18 protein-coding genes and 1 riboswitch are annotated in these 18871 nt (G+C 70.6%); of the genes, 13 read left to right on the top strand and 5 right to left on the bottom strand.

The genetic code is table 11. The annotated features are described in order from the left end of the window. Positions 1-12: 12 nt before the first annotated feature. Both AB0M02_RS26930 and AB0M02_RS26925 read right to left on the bottom strand, forming a co-directional pair. Positions 13-1602, bottom strand: a complete 1590-nt coding sequence (locus AB0M02_RS26930; RefSeq protein ID WP_364231359.1) for a cellulase family glycosylhydrolase — start codon at positions 1600-1602, stop codon at positions 13-15. Between the two features lie 168 nt (positions 1603-1770). Then, positions 1771-3330, bottom strand: coding sequence for a SpoIIE family protein phosphatase (locus AB0M02_RS26925; RefSeq protein WP_364231357.1), 1560 nt, complete (start codon positions 3328-3330; stop codon positions 1771-1773). Positions 3331-3409: 79 nt separating this feature from the next. Next, positions 3410-3499: riboswitch (glycine riboswitch) on the top strand. 113 nt (positions 3500-3612) lie between these two features. On the opposite strand from AB0M02_RS26925, the gene AB0M02_RS26920 reads away from it, so the two are divergent. Next, a complete protein-coding gene (locus tag AB0M02_RS26920; RefSeq protein ID WP_364231355.1) occupies positions 3613-4908 on the top strand; it encodes an L-serine ammonia-lyase in 1296 nt (431 codons plus the stop codon). Here AB0M02_RS26920 and AB0M02_RS26915 read toward each other — a convergent pair. Beyond that, entirely contained in the window at positions 4889-7690 is a 2802-nt protein-coding gene (locus AB0M02_RS26915; protein ID WP_364231353.1) for a family 78 glycoside hydrolase catalytic domain, read from the bottom strand. The genes AB0M02_RS26920 and AB0M02_RS26915 overlap by 20 nt on opposite strands. 102 nt (positions 7691-7792) lie before the next feature. Between AB0M02_RS26915 and AB0M02_RS26910 the strand changes: the two genes are divergently transcribed. The 7 genes from AB0M02_RS26910 to AB0M02_RS26880 all read left to right on the top strand — a co-directional run bounded on the left by AB0M02_RS26910 (position 7793) and on the right by AB0M02_RS26880 (position 13016). Then, positions 7793-8407 carry a histidine phosphatase family protein gene (locus AB0M02_RS26910; RefSeq protein ID WP_364231351.1) on the top strand — a complete coding sequence of 205 codons (615 nt, stop codon included), beginning with the start codon at positions 7793-7795 and terminating at the stop codon, positions 8405-8407. 79 nt (positions 8408-8486) lie between these two features. Beyond that, complete coding sequence (locus tag AB0M02_RS26905) at positions 8487-9593, top strand: S-(hydroxymethyl)mycothiol dehydrogenase (protein ID WP_364231349.1); 1107 nt, start codon at positions 8487-8489, stop codon at positions 9591-9593. After that, on the top strand, positions 9590-10201 hold the full coding sequence (locus tag AB0M02_RS26900) for an MBL fold metallo-hydrolase (protein WP_364231347.1): 612 nt from the start codon (positions 9590-9592) through the stop codon (positions 10199-10201). Before AB0M02_RS26905 ends, AB0M02_RS26900 begins: the two co-directional genes overlap by 4 nt. A gap of 36 nt (positions 10202-10237) precedes the next feature. Further along, a complete protein-coding gene (locus AB0M02_RS26895; protein WP_364231344.1) occupies positions 10238-10759 on the top strand; it encodes a hypothetical protein in 522 nt (173 codons plus the stop codon). Between the two features lie 12 nt (positions 10760-10771). Beyond that, positions 10772-11752: a suppressor of fused domain protein gene (locus tag AB0M02_RS26890; RefSeq protein ID WP_364231343.1), complete on the top strand. Its 981-nt coding sequence runs from the start codon at positions 10772-10774 to the stop codon at positions 11750-11752. Between the two features lie 79 nt (positions 11753-11831). Continuing rightward, a complete protein-coding gene (locus AB0M02_RS26885) occupies positions 11832-12392 on the top strand; it encodes a hypothetical protein (RefSeq protein WP_364231341.1) in 561 nt (186 codons plus the stop codon). Between the two features lie 30 nt (positions 12393-12422). After that, positions 12423-13016: a DUF4232 domain-containing protein gene (locus tag AB0M02_RS26880; RefSeq protein ID WP_364231339.1), complete on the top strand. Its 594-nt coding sequence runs from the start codon at positions 12423-12425 to the stop codon at positions 13014-13016. On the opposite strand, the gene AB0M02_RS26875 is transcribed toward AB0M02_RS26880, so the two are convergent. Next, positions 12940-13995, bottom strand: coding sequence for a DUF2867 domain-containing protein (locus AB0M02_RS26875; protein WP_364231337.1), 1056 nt, complete (start codon positions 13993-13995; stop codon positions 12940-12942). The two genes, AB0M02_RS26880 and AB0M02_RS26875, sit on opposite strands and share 77 nt — an antisense overlap. Positions 13996-14045: 50 nt before the next feature. Between AB0M02_RS26875 and AB0M02_RS26870 the strand changes: the two genes are divergently transcribed. The 3 genes from AB0M02_RS26870 to AB0M02_RS26860 are packed head-to-tail and all read left to right on the top strand — an operon-like array spanning position 14046 to position 16687. Next, positions 14046-14621: a TetR/AcrR family transcriptional regulator gene (locus AB0M02_RS26870; RefSeq protein ID WP_364231335.1), complete on the top strand. Its 576-nt coding sequence runs from the start codon at positions 14046-14048 to the stop codon at positions 14619-14621. Continuing rightward, a complete protein-coding gene (locus AB0M02_RS26865; protein WP_364231334.1) occupies positions 14618-15772 on the top strand; it encodes an MFS transporter in 1155 nt (384 codons plus the stop codon). Before AB0M02_RS26870 ends, AB0M02_RS26865 begins: the two co-directional genes overlap by 4 nt. Positions 15773-15787: 15 nt before the next feature. After that, positions 15788-16687 carry an aminotransferase class IV gene (locus AB0M02_RS26860; RefSeq protein WP_364231332.1) on the top strand — a complete coding sequence of 300 codons (900 nt, stop codon included), beginning with the start codon at positions 15788-15790 and terminating at the stop codon, positions 16685-16687. Here AB0M02_RS26860 and AB0M02_RS26855 read toward each other — a convergent pair. Beyond that, positions 16682-17386: an HAD family hydrolase gene (locus AB0M02_RS26855; protein WP_364231330.1), complete on the bottom strand. Its 705-nt coding sequence runs from the start codon at positions 17384-17386 to the stop codon at positions 16682-16684. The two genes, AB0M02_RS26860 and AB0M02_RS26855, sit on opposite strands and share 6 nt — an antisense overlap. Positions 17387-17456: 70 nt before the next feature. Between AB0M02_RS26855 and lexA the strand changes: the two genes are divergently transcribed. Both lexA and AB0M02_RS26845 read left to right on the top strand, forming a co-directional pair. Continuing rightward, complete coding sequence (gene lexA / locus AB0M02_RS26850; protein ID WP_364231328.1) at positions 17457-18092, top strand: transcriptional repressor LexA; 636 nt, start codon at positions 17457-17459, stop codon at positions 18090-18092. A gap of 36 nt (positions 18093-18128) precedes the next feature. Beyond that, positions 18129-18827, top strand: a complete 699-nt coding sequence (locus AB0M02_RS26845) for a VanZ family protein (RefSeq protein WP_364231326.1) — start codon at positions 18129-18131, stop codon at positions 18825-18827. The last annotated feature ends 44 nt before the right edge of the window (positions 18828-18871 follow it).

The following is an 18871-nucleotide window of genomic DNA, read 5'->3' as shown; positions in this document are numbered from 1 at the left end:
GCCCGAAGAAAATCAGCTGCAGGTGGTGCCGTTAAGGGCGAACCCGGTAGGTGCCGCCGAGTTGCCAGTGTGGGTGGCCTGGTAACCGATGGTGGCCGAACCTCCCGGAGCCAGCGACCCGTTGTAGCTCGCGTTGGTCGCGGTGACCGTGCCGCTCGACGGCGTGTAGGTCGCGCTCCAGCCGCCGACGATCGTCTGCCCGGCGGCCAGGGTGAAGACCAGCGACCAGCCGTTGATCGCGGTCGTGCCGGTGTTGGTGATCGTGACGCTGTTGGTCAGGCCGGTGTTCCACGCGTTGACCGCGTTGGTGACCCGGCACGGCCGAGCCCCCGAACTGGGGCTGCTGGACGGCGAAACGCTGGGGGAGGAGGAGGGCGACGAGGGCGGCGACGAGGGCACACTGGTCCCGACACCGGTCATGATGGCGTCGATGATGCCCTGCTGCGTCACCGTGTTGGAGCTGCGGTTGAACAGGCCGAAACCGTGCTGCCCGTTCCAGCCGTTGTCCCAGTAAGCGGTGGCTCCTCCGTACTTCTTGGCGGTGGCCGCCAGCGTGCGCGCGTAGTCCACGCGGTACCGGTTGCTCGCCGAGTCGTACGTCGTCTTGTCGATCGAGCCGTACTCACCGACGAAGAACGGGTAGCCGCGCGTCACGAACGTGTCGCGCATCTTCTTCATCTGGCCGTCCATGAAGTCTTCCTGGCCCCAGACCGACTTCTTCGCCGGGTTGGTCGCGTTCGCGCCCCACTGGGTGATCGTGCCGTCCTCCTGGCCGGCGAAGTCCCACGGGTCGTAGTAGTGCACCGAGATCATCAGTCGCTGCTCGGCGGCCGGGATGGTGGAGGACCGGTACTGGTCCGTCGGGATCACGAAGCCGCTGCCCACGGTGTGGTCGATGTTGGTGTTCCAGCCGGGCACCAGCAGCCAGCGCGCGGCGTTGGTGCCGCCGGTACGGCGTACGGTGTCCACGAAGATCTGGTTGTAGGCGTTGATGTTCGAGTAGCACGGCTGGGTCGGGTTGCCGTACTGGCCGTCGAAGTTCTCGTTCATCGACTCGAAGATCAGGTGGTCGTTGTAACCCTGGAACTTCGTCGCCACCTGCTGCCAGACCTTCTGGTACTTGTCCCGGATCGTGGTCTGGTCGGCCGCGTCACAGATCAGCCAGGAACCGGTGACGGTCTTGTAGCCGTCGCCGTGCATGTTGATCAGCACGTACAGTCCGCGGTTGTACGCGTAGTCGACGACCTCCTTGATCCGGTTCAGCCACGCCGTGTTGACGGTGTAGCTGGGGCCGGCGCCGATGTTCCCGAGGTAGGAGACCGGGATCCGGATCGTCTTGAAGCCCGAGGCCCGCACGCGGTCGATGAGGGCCTGCGTGATGACCGGGTTGCCCCAGGCGGTCTCGCTGGGGATGCCGTTGTTGCTGGCCTCGAGCTGGTTGCCGAGATTCCAGCCGGCGCCCATGTCGGCGACCAGCTGTGGACCGGACAACTGGGCCGTGACGTCGGCCGATGCCGAGGTCATGACGCCGTAGAAGGTTCCGGCGAAGGCCATGGTGGCGGCGACGACCGCGAGCCCGGCCTTTCTTGCTCTCGATGTCATGGGGATTCCCTCTCGTCGGTCCCAGGCACTGGACCGGCCGGCTCGGGCTCGCGGATCGGGGGGACGATCGGGCGTGGTAGAGCGCAGCCGCTACCTGGGAGCGCTCCCATGATCGCAGGTCATCGATGTTTTGTCACCCCTGTCACAGCGATCCCACCGTGGAAAACTTTATTTGAAGGTCAGCCAAAGTACGGCGGTGTCGTCGGTGGCCGTGCCCGGCGACATGCGATCGAGAAGGGCCTGGGACGGATCCGGGAGGGTGGCCCGTGACAGGTCACCCGCCGTGGCGGCCAGGCGTTCCAGGCTGACGTACAGCGACTCGTCCCGGCGCTCGACCAGGCCGTCGGTGTACCAGATGAGCTGCGAGCCGGCGGGCAGCACCAGCTCCGCCGCCTCGCGGTCGCCGGACTCCACGGCCACCGGCAGCGAACGCCCCTCCCACAGGAACTCCCCGTGCCCGGACGTGACCAGCAGCGGCGGCGGATGACCCGCGCAGGCGTACCGGAGCAGGCGCGTCCCCGGGTGGTAGTCGGCGTACCCGACGGTGCACGTGTGTGCGCCGTCGATCAGTCTGCTGGCCTGGTCCAGGCCGGTCAGGACCTCGGCCGGTCCCGGGGCGGACTGCGCGAGGACCCGTACGATCGCTTGAAGCCGCGCCATCGCGGCGGCCGCCGCGAGATCGTGGCCCACGACGTCGCCGACAGCGAAACCGATGCGCTCGCCGGGCAGGTGGAAGACGTCGTACCAGTCGCCGCCGACGTCGTGGGTGAGGTCCGCCGGCCGGTAACCGGCGCTGATCCGGACCGGCGACAGGTCACGGCCGAACGTGGGCAGCAGCGCGTGCTGGAGCTGCCGGGCCGCGCCGGCCTCGGTCTCGTAGAGCTCACGGGCGCGGTCACGCTCGGCCACGCCGACCGCGAGCAGGCAGGCGCCGACGACCGCCACGCTCAGGAACAGCTGCAGCGTCGCGGTCTTGAACGGCACCGAACCCTCGAGGGCGGCCCACGGCCCATGACCGGCACTGGTCATGAGGTTCGCGGTGATCGTCATCGACAGGCCGGACGTCATCGTGACCGCGAGCGGCTGCTGGAAGCCCAGCCAGTAGAGCAGCGGCAGCGGCAGATAGAACAGCGGCAGGTGCCGCGGCCAGAAACTGAGCGCGGTGACGGTCACGATCAGCAGCAGGATGCCGGCCCAGCGCAGGTCGAGCGGGCGCCGGTGGCGCCAGGCCAGCACGGTACCGGCCACCGTGAGCACACCTGTCGCGTCACCCGCCCAGAACGGCAGGAACGACTCCAGCCACTCCCGGTCCTGGCCCTGCGCGATCGTGGTGCCGCCGATCAGCGCGCCGACGAACGGTCCGGCCACCACGCAGCAGCCGAGAAAGGCGAGAAGGTGGCGGCGCTGCAGCAGGTTCACCCGTCCGGGGACGTACCGTCGCATCAGCAGCGCCCCGGTGAGCGGCTCGGCGGTGTTCGCCAGGGCGAAACCCAGGCAGTAGGGGAGGGTGATGCCCTGCGAGAGGTCGACGGCGATCTCGGTTGCCGCGACCGTCGCGAGGATCCACGGCCACTGCCGTCGCGGGGTGAGGAGCAGCGCGGACAGCGTGACTCCGGCCGAGAGGAACAGCACCACGATGGAGGTGGCGTCGAACGCGACGAACGCCAGCAGCGCGCCGGCCGCATAGGCGGCCGCCACCACGACGACGACCAGCCAGGTGGGCCTCATGACGGTACTTTACGGGCGGTGTTGACGCCGCCGGGCCCGCCGGATAGCTTGCGAGCGACAACCGAAGACCCCGCCGTTATCAGCCGCCGCGGGAGAGTCCCCTGATCGGGGCGCCGAAGGAGCAACTTCTCCCTCAGAATCTCTCAGGCATCCGTACCGTGGTGGCAAGGCGACTCTGGAAAGCCGGGATCCGTCCCGCGCCCAAGGTGCAAACCGCGCACGCGGCGAAGCTCTCAGGCCCCATGACAGAGTGAGGGAGGCTTACCCCAAGGGAGCCTCCGCATGGCCGTGTCCGTCTTCGATCTCTTCTCCGTCGGCATCGGCCCGTCCAGTTCACACACGGTGGGCCCGATGCGCGCGGCCCACATGTTCGCCGGGCGGCTGGCGGATCTGCCGGTGGTCACGGTGCGTGCCGAGCTGTTCGGCTCGCTCGGCGCGACCGGTCACGGTCACGGCACGCCCAGGGCGGTGCTGCTGGGCCTGGAGGGCTGCGAGCCGGAGACCGTCGACGTGACACGCGTCCCCGACGAGGGAGGCCGCCTCTTCGACGTCGATCTGGTGCTGCACCGGCGGCGCACGCTGCCCGGTCACCCCAACGGGATGATCTTCACGGCTCTCGGCGCCGAGGGCGCCGAATTGCTGCGCAAGACCTACTTCTCGGTCGGCGGCGGCTTCGTCGTCGATGAAAAGACTTCTACGGTACGCAGTGACGACACCATTCTTCCCCATGCGTTCTCCACCGGTGACGACCTGTTGCGGCTCACCCGCTCCACCGGGCTCTCGATCTCCCGGCTGATGCTGGCGAACGAGATGTCGTGGCGCCCCGCATCCGAGGTGTTCGATGGGCTGCTGTCGATCTGGCACGTGATGCGCGAGTGCGTCGACGACGGGCTGCGGGCCGAAGGAGTGCTGCCCGGTGGCCTCAAGGTGCGCCGCCGCGCCGCCGCGACCGCCCGCCAGCTGCGGGCCGCCGGTGACCCGGCCGCGCACTCGATGGAGTGGCTCACCGCGTACGCCATGGCCGTGAACGAGCAGAACGCCGCCGGCGGCCGGGTGGTGACCGCGCCGACGAACGGCGCGGCCGGGATCATTCCGGCGGTGCTCCGCTACTACCTGGATTTCGTGCCCGGCGCGGACGACGACGGCGTGGTCCGGTTCCTGCTGACCGCGGGCGCGATCGGCCTGCTCTTCAAGGAGAACGCCTCGATCTCCGGCGCCGAGGTCGGCTGCCAGGGCGAGGTCGGTTCGGCGTGCGCGATGGCGGCGGCCGGGCTCGCGGAGGTCCTCGGCGGCACGCCCGAGCAGGTGGAGAACGCCGCGGAGATCGGCATGGAGCACAACCTCGGCCTCACCTGCGACCCGGTCGGCGGGCTCGTGCAGATCCCGTGCATCGAGCGCAACGGCATGGCCGCGGTCAAGGCGGTGACCGCGGCGAAGATGGCCCTGCGCGGCGACGGCCGGCACCACGTCTCCCTCGACAAGGTCATCAAGACCATGAAGGAGACCGGCGCCGACATGAAGGTCAAGTACAAGGAGACCGCGCGCGGCGGCCTCGCCGTCAACGTGATCGAATGCTGAAGTCCCCGGAGCCGGCCCGGAACGTCGTGGCGGTGAGCTGTTCGACGTCGCCGCTCGCGTAGTACGTCCCGGGCGGCAGTTCGATCCGCGCGGTGACGTTGACCGGGATCCGGCCCTGGACGTGCAGCCCGCCGCCGGTCCGCTGCCAGGCGAGACGCACCTCGCCGCGCTGGGTCGGCACGGAACCGGCGGCGTGCCGGAGGCTGGTGGCCGGGGGAGCGATGGTGACGGTACGGCCACCGGGCTCACCCAGCCGTACGCCGAGCACCGTCTCGATGATGTCCACGGCGGCCTGGGCACCCCAGCCGTGTGACTGGCTGAAGTTGGTTCCCGGGTCGATGGACCACGCCTCCCAGGTGAAGGTGCCACCCTTCGCGAGGATGTCCGCCCAGCCGAGATCGTCGGGATTCGTCAGCAGCTTCAGCACCGCGTCCGGGCGCGTCTCCAGAGCCTTCAGCAGCCAGTGCGCCGTCATCGGCCCCTGCTTCATCCCGGACGCCGCCAGGAACTCGGTCAACGCCGGCAGGTCGGCGGCGGGTGCGATGCCGAAGGCGACGGCGTACGAGGTGGAGTGCTGCCCGGCGTGGCCGGACTGCGTGCCGTCGGCCCGCAAGCCGTCGACGTAGACGCCGTCGGTTCTGCGCAGCCGCTGGTTCACGGCCGTGATCAGGTCGAGCTCGGCCTGCCGCAACTCCGATCTCTCGGCCCTCTGCAGCACCTCGGCCATGTCGGCGGCCCGGCGCAGAACCTCCACACCCAGAGCGTTGACCGTCGTGCGCGCCGCGGTGTTCATGTCGTAGCCGAACCGTCCCGGCGCCGGCCAGTCGACGATGCCGTACTGGTACTGGCCGCTGCCGCCGGACAGGTTCGTGACCAGGCCCGCGGTCGGCCCGGCGGCCGGGATGTGCCGCCGGACGTACCCGGCGGTGGCCAGGATCGCCGGGTACGCCTCGGCGAGCAGCGTCTCGTCGCCGGTGACCTCGTACCAGCGCCACACCCAGTCGACGAACATCTCGCTGTAGTCGGGGATGTCCCGCTTGCCGTCGCCGTTCGGGTAGACCGCGTTGTAGCGGCCGGTGTCGGCGACCGTCGCGGACCAGTGGCGCTTCTGCGAGGCGAGGAACTCACGGATCGCCTTGCGGGTGGCGGCGCGCTCGCCGAAGCCCTGCATGGTGGCGTACGAGATGTTGGCCGCGTCCCCCAGGAACTGGCCCTTCTCGCGGGTCGGGGTGTCGACGAACTGCTCCTGCACGGAGTAGAGCGCGGACCGCTGCATCAGGGCCCAGACCCTGTCGAGCGTCGGATCACTGCTGCGGAACTCGGCTCTCGGGCCCTCCACCTCGGTGTGGACGAGAATCGCCCGTACATCCTCGAAGTTGATCTTCTCGCCGGCACCCGGGATCTCGAAGTAGCGGAAGCCCAGGTGGGCGAAGGCGGTGAAGGTCTGCGCGCCGTCGGCCTGCGTGAACGGATAGGACATGTCGGTGCTCTGGGTCGCCTCCGGAGTCGTGGCGACGCGACCGTTCTCGGACAGCTCGTATCCGGCGCGCAGGGTCAGCGTGCGGCCCGCCCGGCCCGCCTCGAAGTCGACGACCGGGCGGGCCGGTATGACCACGCCGAAGTCCGCGACGGGGGTGCCGTCGGCGGCGGTGAGGATGCGGACGGGCTTGACCACGGTCGCGTTCTCGCTGCTCACGATGCGGGCGTCGAGCCCGGTCAGATGCGTGAAGGGTGCCGCGGGGTGCGCGCCGAGGACCACCGGCGGGGCCCAGGCGGAGTCGTCGAAGCCGGGTTGCCGCCACGGTCCGATCTCGGCGGCGCGCTGGGCGTCGGCATGTTCGATTCGGTCACCCTCACCGTTTCGCAAGGGGCTTTCACGGTACGGGGCCTCGCGCACCCGCCAGGTCGGATCCGTCGTGATCGTCTGCGTGGTGCCGTCGGTGTACTCGACCACCACCTTGACCAGCAGGCCCGGTGTTCCGGCGGCGCGGCCTTGGCCCCCGCCGTACCAGTGCAGCAGCGCACCCAGCGTGATCGTGCTCCGCCCGCGGACCAGCGCGGTGATGTCGGTGGACTGGTAGAAGCCCTCGCCGGGATAGGAGAACGTGCTGCCGCGATCGGCCTCGCGCCCGTTGACCCAGAGCGCCCAGCTGTGGCTGCCGGAGGTGTAGGCGCGGGCGGTGCGGACCCGGGCCGACGTGAGCGCTCGTTCGGTGCGGAACAGCGACCACTCGTCGGGCCGGCGCTCGGCGGCGGGAAGTCGCTGGATCCACTGCGCGCCGGACCAGTTGGTGTCGCTGATCCCGGTCTCGAAGGCGGCGCGATCCGCCCAGGGTGAGGACTTGCCGGTGGCGTCCCAGGTCCGGACGGTCCAGGTGTAGGCGGTGCCCTCGACGAGCGCGGGGCCGGTGTAGGCGACGTGGGACTGCTCGCCGGTCACCACCCGGCCGGAGTCCCAGACGGTCCGGTCGGTGACCGACGAGAGGCGCAGCTGGTAGGCGGTCTGGATCTCGCCGGGGTCGCGGTCGCGGGGCAACCAGCCGAACAGGGGAGTGCCCTCGACGTTGCGCGCGTGGGAGAGGTCGTTCGTGGCCAGCCGGGTCGGCGCGTCGGGGGCGTGCCCGACGGTGGGATTGTTCCCGCCGGTTCCGCTGGCGCTCGCCGGGTCTTGCGCGCCGTTGCCGGCGCCGCTCGCGCCGGCCGGGGCGGGGAGGAGGGCGAGAGTGAGGACGGTAGCGGCGGCCGCGGCGAGGAGGCGGGCTGGAGTGCGGTCGATGGTCATCGGCGGCCTCTCGCGCGGTGAGGGGTTGAAACTTTTCAACTCATCGACAAGTAACGCTACGGAAACGGCGCGGGGCGCGTCAAGCTCCGGCAGAATGGTCAGGTGGCCACCCGACTGGTCCTCGTCCGACACGGCGAGTCCGTCCATTCCGCCGAGGGCGTCGTCGGCGGCCCGCGGTCCTGTCGCGGCCTGACCGAACTCGGTCACGACCAGGCCGCGGCCCTCGCCGCCCGGCTCGGCGCCGAACTCGCCGTTCCGGCCGCGGTGTATTCGTCGACGCTGCGGCGCGCGACCGAGACGGCCCGTCCCATCGCGGTCGCGCTCGGCGCCGCGCCCGTCGAGGACTGCGGTCTGTGCACCTGGCACACCCCGGCGGTCGCCGACGGAATGCCGACAGCCGGCTTCCAGGCCGCGCACGCCGTCCCGGGCGGCGGCGTGTTCCAGCCGTTCGAGGCCGGCAACGAGAGCTGGGCCGAACTCGTCGTGCGGGTCGGCCGGGCCATCACGGCGATCGCCCAGCGGCACGCCGGCGGCACCGCGGTCCTCGTCGGGCACAGTGAGACCGTGGAGGCGTCGTTCCACGTTCTCGCGGGCCAGCCGCTCTATCGCGCCTTCGACCTGGAGGTGGCCCCGGCCTCGATCACCGAGTGGTTCACCGACGGCGACCCGTCCGCCTGGCCGCCCGCCCGCTGGACCCTGCGCCGTTTCAACGCCTGAGACCCGCGCGGAGAGAGCATCCAGATGGCTATCCTGACCATTTGATCGCCGTTTCCGCCCGGTCGGAGGGATTGTCGAAATGCAGCAGGTCAGAGCCGTCATCGCCCGTGCCAAGGGTGCCCCGGTCGAACTGGTGACGATCAACGTGCCGGACCCCGGGCCGGGCGAGGCGGTGGTGAAGGTCCAGGCGTGCGGCGTCTGCCACACCGACCTGCACTACCGCGAAGGCGGCATCAACGACGACTTCCCATTCCTGCTCGGCCATGAGGCCGCCGGCGTGGTCGAGTCGGTCGGCGCCGGGGTGACCGACGTGGCGCCCGGTGACTTCGTGGTGCTCAACTGGCGTGCCGTCTGCGGGCAGTGCCGGGCCTGCAAGCGGGGCGACCTGCACTACTGCTTCGCCACCCACAACGCCAAGCAGAGGATGACCCTGGAGGACGGCACCGAGCTGTCACCCGCCCTCGGCATCGGCGCGTTCGCGGAGAAGACCCTCGTCGCGGCCGGCCAGTGCACCAAGGTCGACCCGGCCGCCCGCGCCGCGGCCGTCGGCCTGCTCGGCTGCGGCGTGATGGCCGGCATCGGCGCCGCCATCAACACCGGAGCGGTCAGCCGCGGCAAGTCCGTCGCCGTGATCGGTTGCGGCGGCGTCGGCGTGGCGGCGGTGGCCGGTTCCGCCCTGGCCGGCGCCTCACCGATCATCGCGGTCGACATCGACGCGCGAAAGCTGGAGACCGCCCGCAGGATGGGCGCCACCCACGTCGTCGACTCGTCGGAGACCGACCCGGTCGCCGAGATCAAGCGGATCGCCGCTTCGGTCTATGACGGTGCGGACGGCGCGGATGTGGTGATCGAGGCGGTGGGGCGGCCGGAGACGTGGAAGCAGGCGTTCTACGCCCGTGACCTGGCCGGCGTCCTCGTCCTCGTCGGCGTGCCCACCCCCGACATGAAGGTGCCCGACCTGCCGCTGATCGACGTGTTCGGCCGCGGCGGTGCCCTCAAGTCCAGCTGGTACGGCGACTGCCTGCCCAGCCGCGACTTCCCGCTGCTGGTCGACCTCTACAAGCAGGGCCGTCTCGACCTGGACGCGTTCGTCACCGAGGAGATCGGCATCGGCGACGTCGAGGCCGCCTTCGACCGCATGCACGGCCACGCCGAGCCGGTTCTGCGTTCCGTGGTGATCCTGTGAGCGCCCGCGTCGACCACGGCGTGGTCGCCGGTACGTTCAGCCTCGACGGCCAGACCTTCGAAGTCGACAACAACGTCTGGGTGGTCGGCGACGACACCACCTGCGTGGTGATCGACGCACCGCACGACGTCGACGCCATCCTCGCCGTCGTCGGCGAACGCCGGGTCACCGCGATCGTCTGCACCCACGCGCACGACGACCACGTACGCGTGGCACCCGCGCTGCGCGACCGCACCGGCGCGCCGATCCTGCTGCACCCCGCCGACCGCCCTCTCTGGGAGCTCACCCACGGCACCGGCGTCTCCTGGGACACCGACCTCGCCGACGGCGACAAGATCCAGGCCGGGAGCACCTCCCTGACCGTCCTGCACACACCCGGTCACGCCCCCGGCGCCGTCTGCCTGTACGCGCCCGACCTCGGCCGGCTCTTCACCGGCGACACCCTCTTCCAGGGCGGCCCCGGAGCCACCGGCCGCTCGTACTCCGACGCCGACCTGATCGTCACCTCGATTCGCGAGAAGCTCCTGTCCCTGCCCGGCGAGACGGTCGTGCACACGGGCCACGGCCCGGACACCACCATCGCCGCCGAGCGCGACGGCCTGACCTGATCACGTCGCTCCGCATCGGTTGCCGATAATGCCTCTATGGATCTTGGACCGGGCGCGGCCTGGTATGCGGTTGCCGCCGCCGCTCTTGCAGCGGCGGCAACCGTTGTCGTGGTGGCTTTCACCGGGGGAGACCTCGGGCAGCGCGTCGCGCCGGGGCAGCCGGTCCGCCTGAACGTCCCGGACGGCGGGCGGATCATCTGGACCACCGGCGGATTCGACGTGGACTGCGACTCGTCGGGGGCCGAAGCGCGCAACGCGGCCTGGTCCATGTGGACGCTCCGCGATGTGGACATCCGGCTGAGCGATGGCGGGCTGTCGTGGCGCGGAGCCATGATCCTGGAGGCAACCCCGCCCGGGGAGTATGTCCTGACTTGCACCGCCCGCGACGGTGCCTCGCTCGCGGTGGGTGAGCCGCCGCCGCTGCATGACGCATACACGAGATTTCTGGCTTTCGCCGGAGCGGTGGTCCTGGCGCTTATCGGCCTGGTGACCGGCGTTCTCGTGACGGTGCGGCGGCGGCGCGCCGGCCGGAAGCCCTACTGGCGACAGGAAGAATGAGGGGATCGACGGATGACATCGGATGCGCCCGGCTGGGACGCCATCGACGCGCGGCTGGGTGAGTTCTACCCGGGTGTGGAGCCGCAGCACTTCGGGACGTTGCACCGGTTCGCGCTGGGTGGGCCCGATCCGCTCGACGGGATCAGCTTCTATGCCCGGGACGAGCCCGTGCCGCACTGGCACATCATCGGGTACGGGATGAGCGAGCTCTACGCCAAGGAGACGGACAACGCCGAGGAGTCCGGGTGGGGCTTCGAGTTCACCTTCCGGGTCGCGCGGTCACCGGGGGAGAGCGAGCCGCCGATCTGGGCGGCGAACCTGCTGCAGAACCTGGCGCGGTACGTGTTCAGCAGCGGCAACTGGTTCGAGCCGGGACATCACATGAACGCCAACGGTCCTCTCCGGCTGGACCACCCGACCGAGATGACGGCGCTGGCGTTCACCGAGGACCCCGAGCTGGGCACCATCGACACCCCGCACGGGCGGCTGCAGTTCCTGCAGGTGGTCGGGCTGACCGGCGAGGAGTACACGGCGGTTCAGCAGTGGGACGCGAACGGCGTGCTGGGCCTGCTGGCGCAGCGGCAGTCGCTGCTCGTGACCGATCTGGACCGGGCGTCGATCACCTCGGACCCGGCGGTGCGCGCGGCCGTCGAGGCGGGGGTCGCGGCGGCCGGTTCCACGCCGGTCTGGCTGCTCGTCGACGGTTTCGGCTGGTCGCGGGAGGGCGGCGGCGTCGTGCTGCGGTTCAAGGGCGGAACCGTGGACGGCCTGGTGCGCGCGATCCAGGATCTGCTTCCGGCCGGCCGGCGGCTGCTGCTCGAGGGCGACGGCGGCAAGGCTCTTCTCAGCGCCGGGCCGGGACTCTCGGCCGCGGAGGGCGACGGTGGCGTGCTCGAGCTGTCCCTGGGCCCGGAAGCGGTCGCGTCGCTGGTGGCCGGCCTGACGCCGGGACGCCGGGTGATCGCCGCCGGCCTCGCCGTCGAGGTGTCCTAGATAGACTTCGGTTGATATCTGGCAACATGGGTGCAATGCTTCCGGGAGCGCTCCCAGTCGTCGGTCGCGAGGTCAGGTCATGAGTTCTCGGGTAAGTCTCGCCGGGTGGCACCGGAGCCGTTACCTCTGGGCGGCGGTCGTCCTGCTGGCGACGGCGGCCGGTGCCGCGGTCCTGATCAGATCGCCCGGTTCCGGTGCGCCGGACATCCAGAGCCAGATCATGGGCCGGATGCGGACCACGCTCGAACAGGTGGACCCGGGACAGCACAACCACGCGGGACACGCCCAGGTCGCGGAGGCCGCCCCGGTGATCTGCGGGGTCCGCGTCTACGGCTACGAGCCGGCCGAGGCGTCGGCGCTGGCCGGAGTGCGGACCGTGTACGGCTACCACTTCTGCGGTGTCGCCGAGCAGAAGCGCCCCTGGGACGTGGCGGTCAAGCTGGCCGGCCCGGTGATCCTGGACATGAACACCGACCCGCCGGGCATCCAGGTGGTCGAGGCAACCGCCGACGTCATGTACATCGACAGGCTGAAGCAGATGTTCCCGGCGAAGTACGCGGAGCTGGCGCAGACCGAGGCGCTGTCCGAGTCGGAGATGGCCGACCTCCGCAGCCGCTACGACGACGCCGCCGGCCTCTGAGGGTGGCCGGCGTAGGGCATGATCGGGCCCGTGAAGCGGTTGATCCACCTCGTAGCGGCGGTGACCGTGCTGGCCGGTTGCGCGGCGCCCGGGTCGATCCCGCCGGGGCCCGCGACGACGACTCCGGCCGCGCCCACCTGCCCGCCCGAGGGTGTGCGGATGAGGATGAGTGACGTCAACGCCGCGATGGGGCTGCGGGCGGCCGGCATCGACCTGGTCAACTGCGGTGCTCGGACCTATCGGGTCCAGGGATATCCGGTGGTCGCGCCGCTCGACGAGGACCAGGGGCCCGTGAGCGTCCAGGTCCTGACCGAGGTCGGCGAGATCACCGGCGCGCTGAAGCATCTGGACGTTCCGCCGCAGCCGGTGGTCCTGCAGCCCGGGGAGTCGGCCACGGCGGTCGTGGCGTGGCGCAACAAATACGACGACGTCAGGAATCCTCCGGTCGAGGTGGCGTCCCTCTTCGTTGCGCCGGAGAAGGGACGCCCGGCGCAGCTCGTGCGGCCGGACGGGCCGCTCGACCTGGGCAGCACCGGTCGCATCGGGATCAGCCCGTGGATCGCCCGGAAGGAAGGTCCGTCGACATCGGCCGAGACGACGGAGCCTGCGCCGCCGCTTCTTTGACGCCCGGCGCCGTTTCTTTGACGCTCGGTGCCGGCCGGGAGAGGTTGATCGCGGCGCGCCGCAGCATCGCCCGGACCACCGCCGGATGCGCAAGCCGCACCAGACCGAGATAGATCCGCCCGGACCGCGACCGAGCCGTGGCGTGCGTCGACAGCGTCACCCTGGTGCCGTCCGCACCCGGCTCCACCAGCACACTCGCCCGGAAATCGAGGTGCGCCGCGTCCGTGCCGAGCAGCGCCTCACCCGACGCCGACGCCAGGACGTCGAAGGCCGACCGGTCACCTCGCTCGATCCCGAACGGCGCGACCACCGCGTTGCGCAGCCTCAGCAACGCGGAAACAGCCCGCGGCGGATCGCGGAAGATCTTGTCGGCCCACTCACGCGGATCGGTGGTCGTTCCGGGATGCAGACGTACGGCGTACGCGTCCGCGAGGTCGGGTGAGGGCAGTGCCGCGTGCAGCAGCGACGCGTGCGGAGGAACCGGAACCGCCTCGACCCGGCCGGTCGCCGCCCGCACGACCAGCCGCGCGCGCAGCGGATAGCGCACCGGTTCGGCCACCGGGTCGCCGGTGGCGGCGAGCGACGCGTTGTCCAGCAGGTGCTCCAGCACGGTGTCGTGGCAGTTGCGGATCACCGCCGGCCAGAGCAGCCGCATCGCACCCGACGCCCGGCCGGTCATGTGGTGCCGCAGCACGCAGCGGTCCGGTCCGTCCGGCTCGACGGTGAACGTGTGCGTGCCCGACATCCCGATCCTCGGGTCGAACGCGAACTCGACCCGGCGCCCCGGCTCGTAGGCGGTCACCGTGTACCGCACCCGTCCGTGCCCGCCCGTGGCGCCCACCCCGAGCGGCCGGTCGAGTCGCATCGGCACCCACGCCGGCGACGGCCAGAGCGGGTCGTCCGCCGAGGCGAGCCGGTCGAGCAGCCGCCCGACCTCATCGGCGGGCGCGGCGATGACCCGGGAGTGCGTGTTCTCCATGACGAGCCTCCATACGGTGGCGTATGTTTCCCGTACTGTACCGTATGGACATGCCCTCGTCCCGCCTCACCGCTGACGACTGGACGGCGGCCGCGCTCGACGCGATCGGCCGGGGAGGCCTCGCGGCGGTCGCCGTCGAGCCGCTCGCCACCGGGCTCGGAGCCACCAAGGGCAGCTTCTACTGGCACTTCGCCAACCGAGACGCCCTCATCGAGGCGGCCCTGCTCCGCTGGGAACGCGACCACACCGACGCCGTGATCAGCCTGGTCGAGACCCAGCCCGACCCGCTCGCCAAGCTCCGCCTGCTGATCTCCACCGTGATCGAGTCCACGGCCGGCCCGCACACCGACGCGATCGAACTCGCCATGCTCGCCACCGCCGGCCATCCCCACGTCGCCCCGGTGCTCGCGCGGGTCACCGAGCGGCGCGTCGCGTACACCTCAGGTCTTTTCGAGGCCTTGGGCCTCCCACCGCAAGAGGCCCGCCACCGCGGAGTGACGGCGGTCAGCGCCTATCTGGGCCTCGCCCAGCTGGCCCACGCCGCGCCCCGGACCGTCCCCGCCACGAGCACCGACCGGCAGGCCTACGTCGACAGGCTGATAGGGCTGCTGACCACAGCCGGATGATCGCGGTGTTCGTGCGGTGGACGTGGTGCCGCGCTCTCCTGCACCGCGGCTGGTGGGCCGTCACCAGCGTCCATCTGGTCGTCGGGGCGCACCTTACGGCGGCCGAGCTGGTGCTGATCGGTGTCGGTCAGTCGATCGCCGCACTCGTCTTCGAGGTGCCCACCGGAGTCTTCGCCGACACGGTGAGCCGCAAGTGGTCGCTGGTCGTCTCGCACGTGCTCATGGGCAGCGCCATGCTCGCCACCGGCGTGGTCTCCGGGTTCGTCCCGGTGCTGCTGACGCAGATGCTGTGGGGGCTGTCGTGGAACTTCGCCGGCGGTGCGGACGTGGCCTGGATCAGCGACGAGCTGGACGACCCGCCGGCCGTCACGGTGGCACTGATCCGTGCCGACCAGGCGCAGCTCACCGGCACGGTGGCGGGCCTGGCGACCGTCGGCGGCCTGGCGTGGCTCGTCGGGACCGGTGCGGCCATGGTGGTCGCGGGTGCCGCCATGCTGCTGCTCGGCCTGTACGTCGTGGCGCGCTTCGCCGAGCGGCGGTTCCGGCCCGGTGGCTCCGGCTCGTTGTCGATCCTCGTGCGCGGCTCGGCTCTGGTCCGCGGCAGCCGCCTGATCCTCACGATCTTCGCGGCGACGTTCCTGGTGGACGGAGTCACCAGCGCGTTCGGCCGGCTCTATCCGCTGAGGCTGGTCGATTTCGGCCTTCCCCGCGATCCCGTCCTGTGGCTGGCCGGGCTCGGTGTGCTGGTGAGCCTCGCCGGCGCCGCCGCGTTGCACCTGGTCCGGCCGCACATCAACGCCCCGCACGCGCTGCGCCGGGGTTTCGTGGCGACGTGCGCGGTCGCCGCGGTCGGTGTGGCCGGCTCGGCCGTTGCGCCCGAGGAGATCAGCGGCAGTCTCGCCGTGCTGCTGGCCGCCGGTGCGCTGCCGCTGACGCGAACCTTCACGACGATCTGGATCAATCAGCAGACCGGCAGTGCCGTCCGGGCCACGGTGCACTCACTGCACGCGCAGTCGAAGTACCTGGGCGAGATCGCGTGCGGACTCGGCATCGCTGCCGTCGCGCACGCCGCCGCCCTGCCGGCGGCGCTGCTGGCGTGCGCTGTCCTGGTCACGGGCGCCGCGCTGATCGTTCGGCGTACCCGCCGGTGAAACTATGATCGGCGGATGCTGCAGAGGTACGACGAGCGCAACGCCTCCATCAAGTACTGGGTGAACGGGCGGCTGCTCGGGCGGGACGAGGCGGGGGTGTCGCCGTTCGACTCGGTGGTGCAGGGTGGGGACGCTGTCTGGGAGGGCCTGCGGGTCTACCGGGGAGCGATCTTCGGGCTCACCGAGCACCTGGCCCGGCTGCGCCGGTCGGCTCTGGCGCTGAGTTTCGCCGAGATTCCCGCGGATGCCGAGATCATCGCGGCGATCCGGGCGACGCTGCTGGCCAACGGCATGGATGACGGTGTGCACATCCGGCTCACGCTGACGCGCGGGGTGAAGGTCACCAGTGGCATGGATCCGCGGCTCAACCAGGCCGGGCCGACGCTGATCGTGCTGGCCGAGCACAAGGCGCCGGTCTACGACACGACCGGGCTGCGGCTGGCCACGACGAGCATGCGGCGGGCCAGTCCCGACGTGCTGGACCCGAAGATCCATCACAACAACCTGCTGAACTCGATCCTCGCGAAGATCGAGGCGAACTTCGCGGGTGCGGACGACGCGCTCATGCTCGACCAGCGCGGGTTCGTGGCCGAGACGAACGCGACGCACCTGTTCGCCGTGGTGGGCTCGACGCTGGTCACGCCGACCACGGCCGCCTGCCCGGAGGGGATCACCCGGCAGACCGTGCTGGACCTGGCCGCGGCACACGACATCCCGGCGGTGGTGCGCGACGTGTCGCTGACCGAGATGTACGCGGCCGACGAGGTGTTCTGCACCGGCACGATGGGTGAGATCGCCGGTGTCACGGTGATCGACGGGCGGCCGATCGGGAACGGTCAGATCGGCTCGCTGACGAGCAGGGTGGCGAAGTTGTACCAGGAGCACGCCGCCACGATGGGGGTGCCGGTTCTATAGGCGGTGCGCGGCCAGTTCGTCGTAGAACGGCTGGGCGGCCTCGACGAGTGGCCTCAGGCGCGGGGGCACCTCGGGCGGCGCCGGGTCATAGGGTGCGAATCCTGAGGACGCGTGCACTGACGCGTACCAGAAAGGCGCCCACACACCGTCGGTGTCCCGCGGGCCCGGCGCCCATGAAAGCATGGCCGGCTCGAAGGCGAAGCCGAGAGCCTCGCAGAGACGCCGCAGCGTGGCAGCCGGATCCCGCAGCACGTCGGCCGCGTCCACGACCGGGCCGCCGAAGGCCCGGAAGATCTCCGCCTGCTGGGGATAACCGAGATCATCGAGGGTCGGCTCGCCCCGGACGCGCGCGTAGGAGGCGACCACGTGCGCCGGGTCGCGGATCAGGAAGGCGTGGGTGAGCCCGGCCAGCCAGTCCCGGCCGATCGACGGCAGCAGATGGTGGGTCATGTGCTTCTGGTAGTGGACGGCCGGATCGCCCGGCAGCGGGCCGGTCAGCGCGGCGGCCACGTCCTGCCACCAGTTCGGCTGCGAGGCCAGGACCGCGTCCCGGCCCGGATGGTCGATTCCGGTCTCGGCCAGGTAGTGCGCGTAGAGCGGCTCGTCCACCACGACGGTGTCCGCCCGCGCGCCGAAACTGCGCATCATGGCGGTCGAGATGTTGCGCGGCCCGGACCACATCGCCACCCTGATGCTCACCCGGGTGATCCTGCCGTAAAAGAGCGTGCCGCGTGGAGGCCCGCCGGGCCCGGTCTGTCAAGATCGTCGGATGGCCTGGCCCGAAGAGCTCGACACCTCCGTCCTGACCCCGCGCCAGCGCGGGATCCTCGCCGTGATCCGCGACTGGGCGGTGCGGTACGGCCACGCGCCCTCGGCCCGCGAGATCGGTGACGCGGTCGGGCTGTCGTCGACGTCCTCGGTCGGCCGCCACCTGCGCGCGCTCGAGGATCTCGGCTTCCTGCGCCGGGGGCGGACCGTCAGCCGCCCGATCGACGTGCGGATGTACCTCGAGCCGGTCACCCGCGAGAGCTCCTCGGTCGGCGTGCCGCTGGTCGGCACGATCGCGGCCGGCACGCCGATCCTGGCCGACGAGATCACCGAGGAGACGCTCCAACTGCCCCGCGACCTGGTCGGCCGGGGCACCCTGTTCTGCCTGCGGGTCCAGGGCGACTCGATGGTCGACGCGGCGATCTGTGACGGGGACATCGTGGTGATCCGTCAGCAGCCGGACGCGTACAACGGGGACATCGTCGCCGCGATGATCGACGAGGAGGCGACGGTCAAGGTGTTCCGACGGTCGGGCGGGCATGTGCTGCTCGAACCGCGCAACCCGGCGTACGAGGTGATCGACGGCGACCGCGCGGTGATCCTCGGGAAGGTCGTCTCGGTACTGCGCCGCGTCTGATCGCGCTTATGCCGGCCTGACGTACCGTCGTCTTGGATGAGCGCCATGAACAACATCCGTACGCCCAGGATCGTTCTCCTGGGCCTGATGATCCTCGGCTCGGCGGGCTTCCTCGTCCTCATGCGGCGGTCGCTGATGATGTCCGCTCCGCGGTGCATGGCCGGGCACTGGCACGGCTGCTACGACACCGAGAACGGCGTGGTGCTCATGACGCTGCTCGGATTGCCGCTGGCGGCTCTCGCCGTGTGGCTCCTGGCGAGCGTACGGCGAGGGCCGTGGCAACTGTCGCTGGCCGAGGTCGGCATGGTCTACGGAACCCTGCCGTGGGTGTGGATGACCATGATGCCGGGCCCGGGCGCCGGTGTCGTCCCCGGACGGGTGAGCCTGGTTCCGCTGCGTGACCTGGTCACGATGGCGCCGCTCGGCATCGGCGGCAACCTGCTGGTGCTCGCGGCGCTGGGCTTCTTCGCGCCGATGCGGTTCGCCGTGCTGGCGTCGGTGCCGCGGATCCTGGCGCTCGGTGCCGGCTGCTCGATCCTGATCGAGACGGCGCAGTACGTCTTCCAGCTGGACCGCGTGTCGTCGATCGATGACGTCCTGGTCAACGCAACGGGGGCGGTGCTGGCCGCGCTGTTGTCCCGGCCGTGGTGGCGGAAGCTTTCTCCTCAAAGCAACACTCTCCGTGCACAAGTCATAACGGATCGTGTCGCTGATCCGGCTGAACGCCATCCTTGACGGGAATACGTTCGGGGCGAATCCTCCGGTACGCCCGACGCGCC

Origin of the sequence: Actinoplanes sp. NPDC051861, assembly GCF_040681145.1 — a bacterium.
In the GTDB taxonomy this organism is placed as follows: domain Bacteria; phylum Actinomycetota; class Actinomycetes; order Mycobacteriales; family Micromonosporaceae; genus Actinoplanes.
The sequence above is the reverse complement of the archived record's forward strand: the minus strand, read 5'-3'. Positions and strand labels throughout refer to the sequence as shown.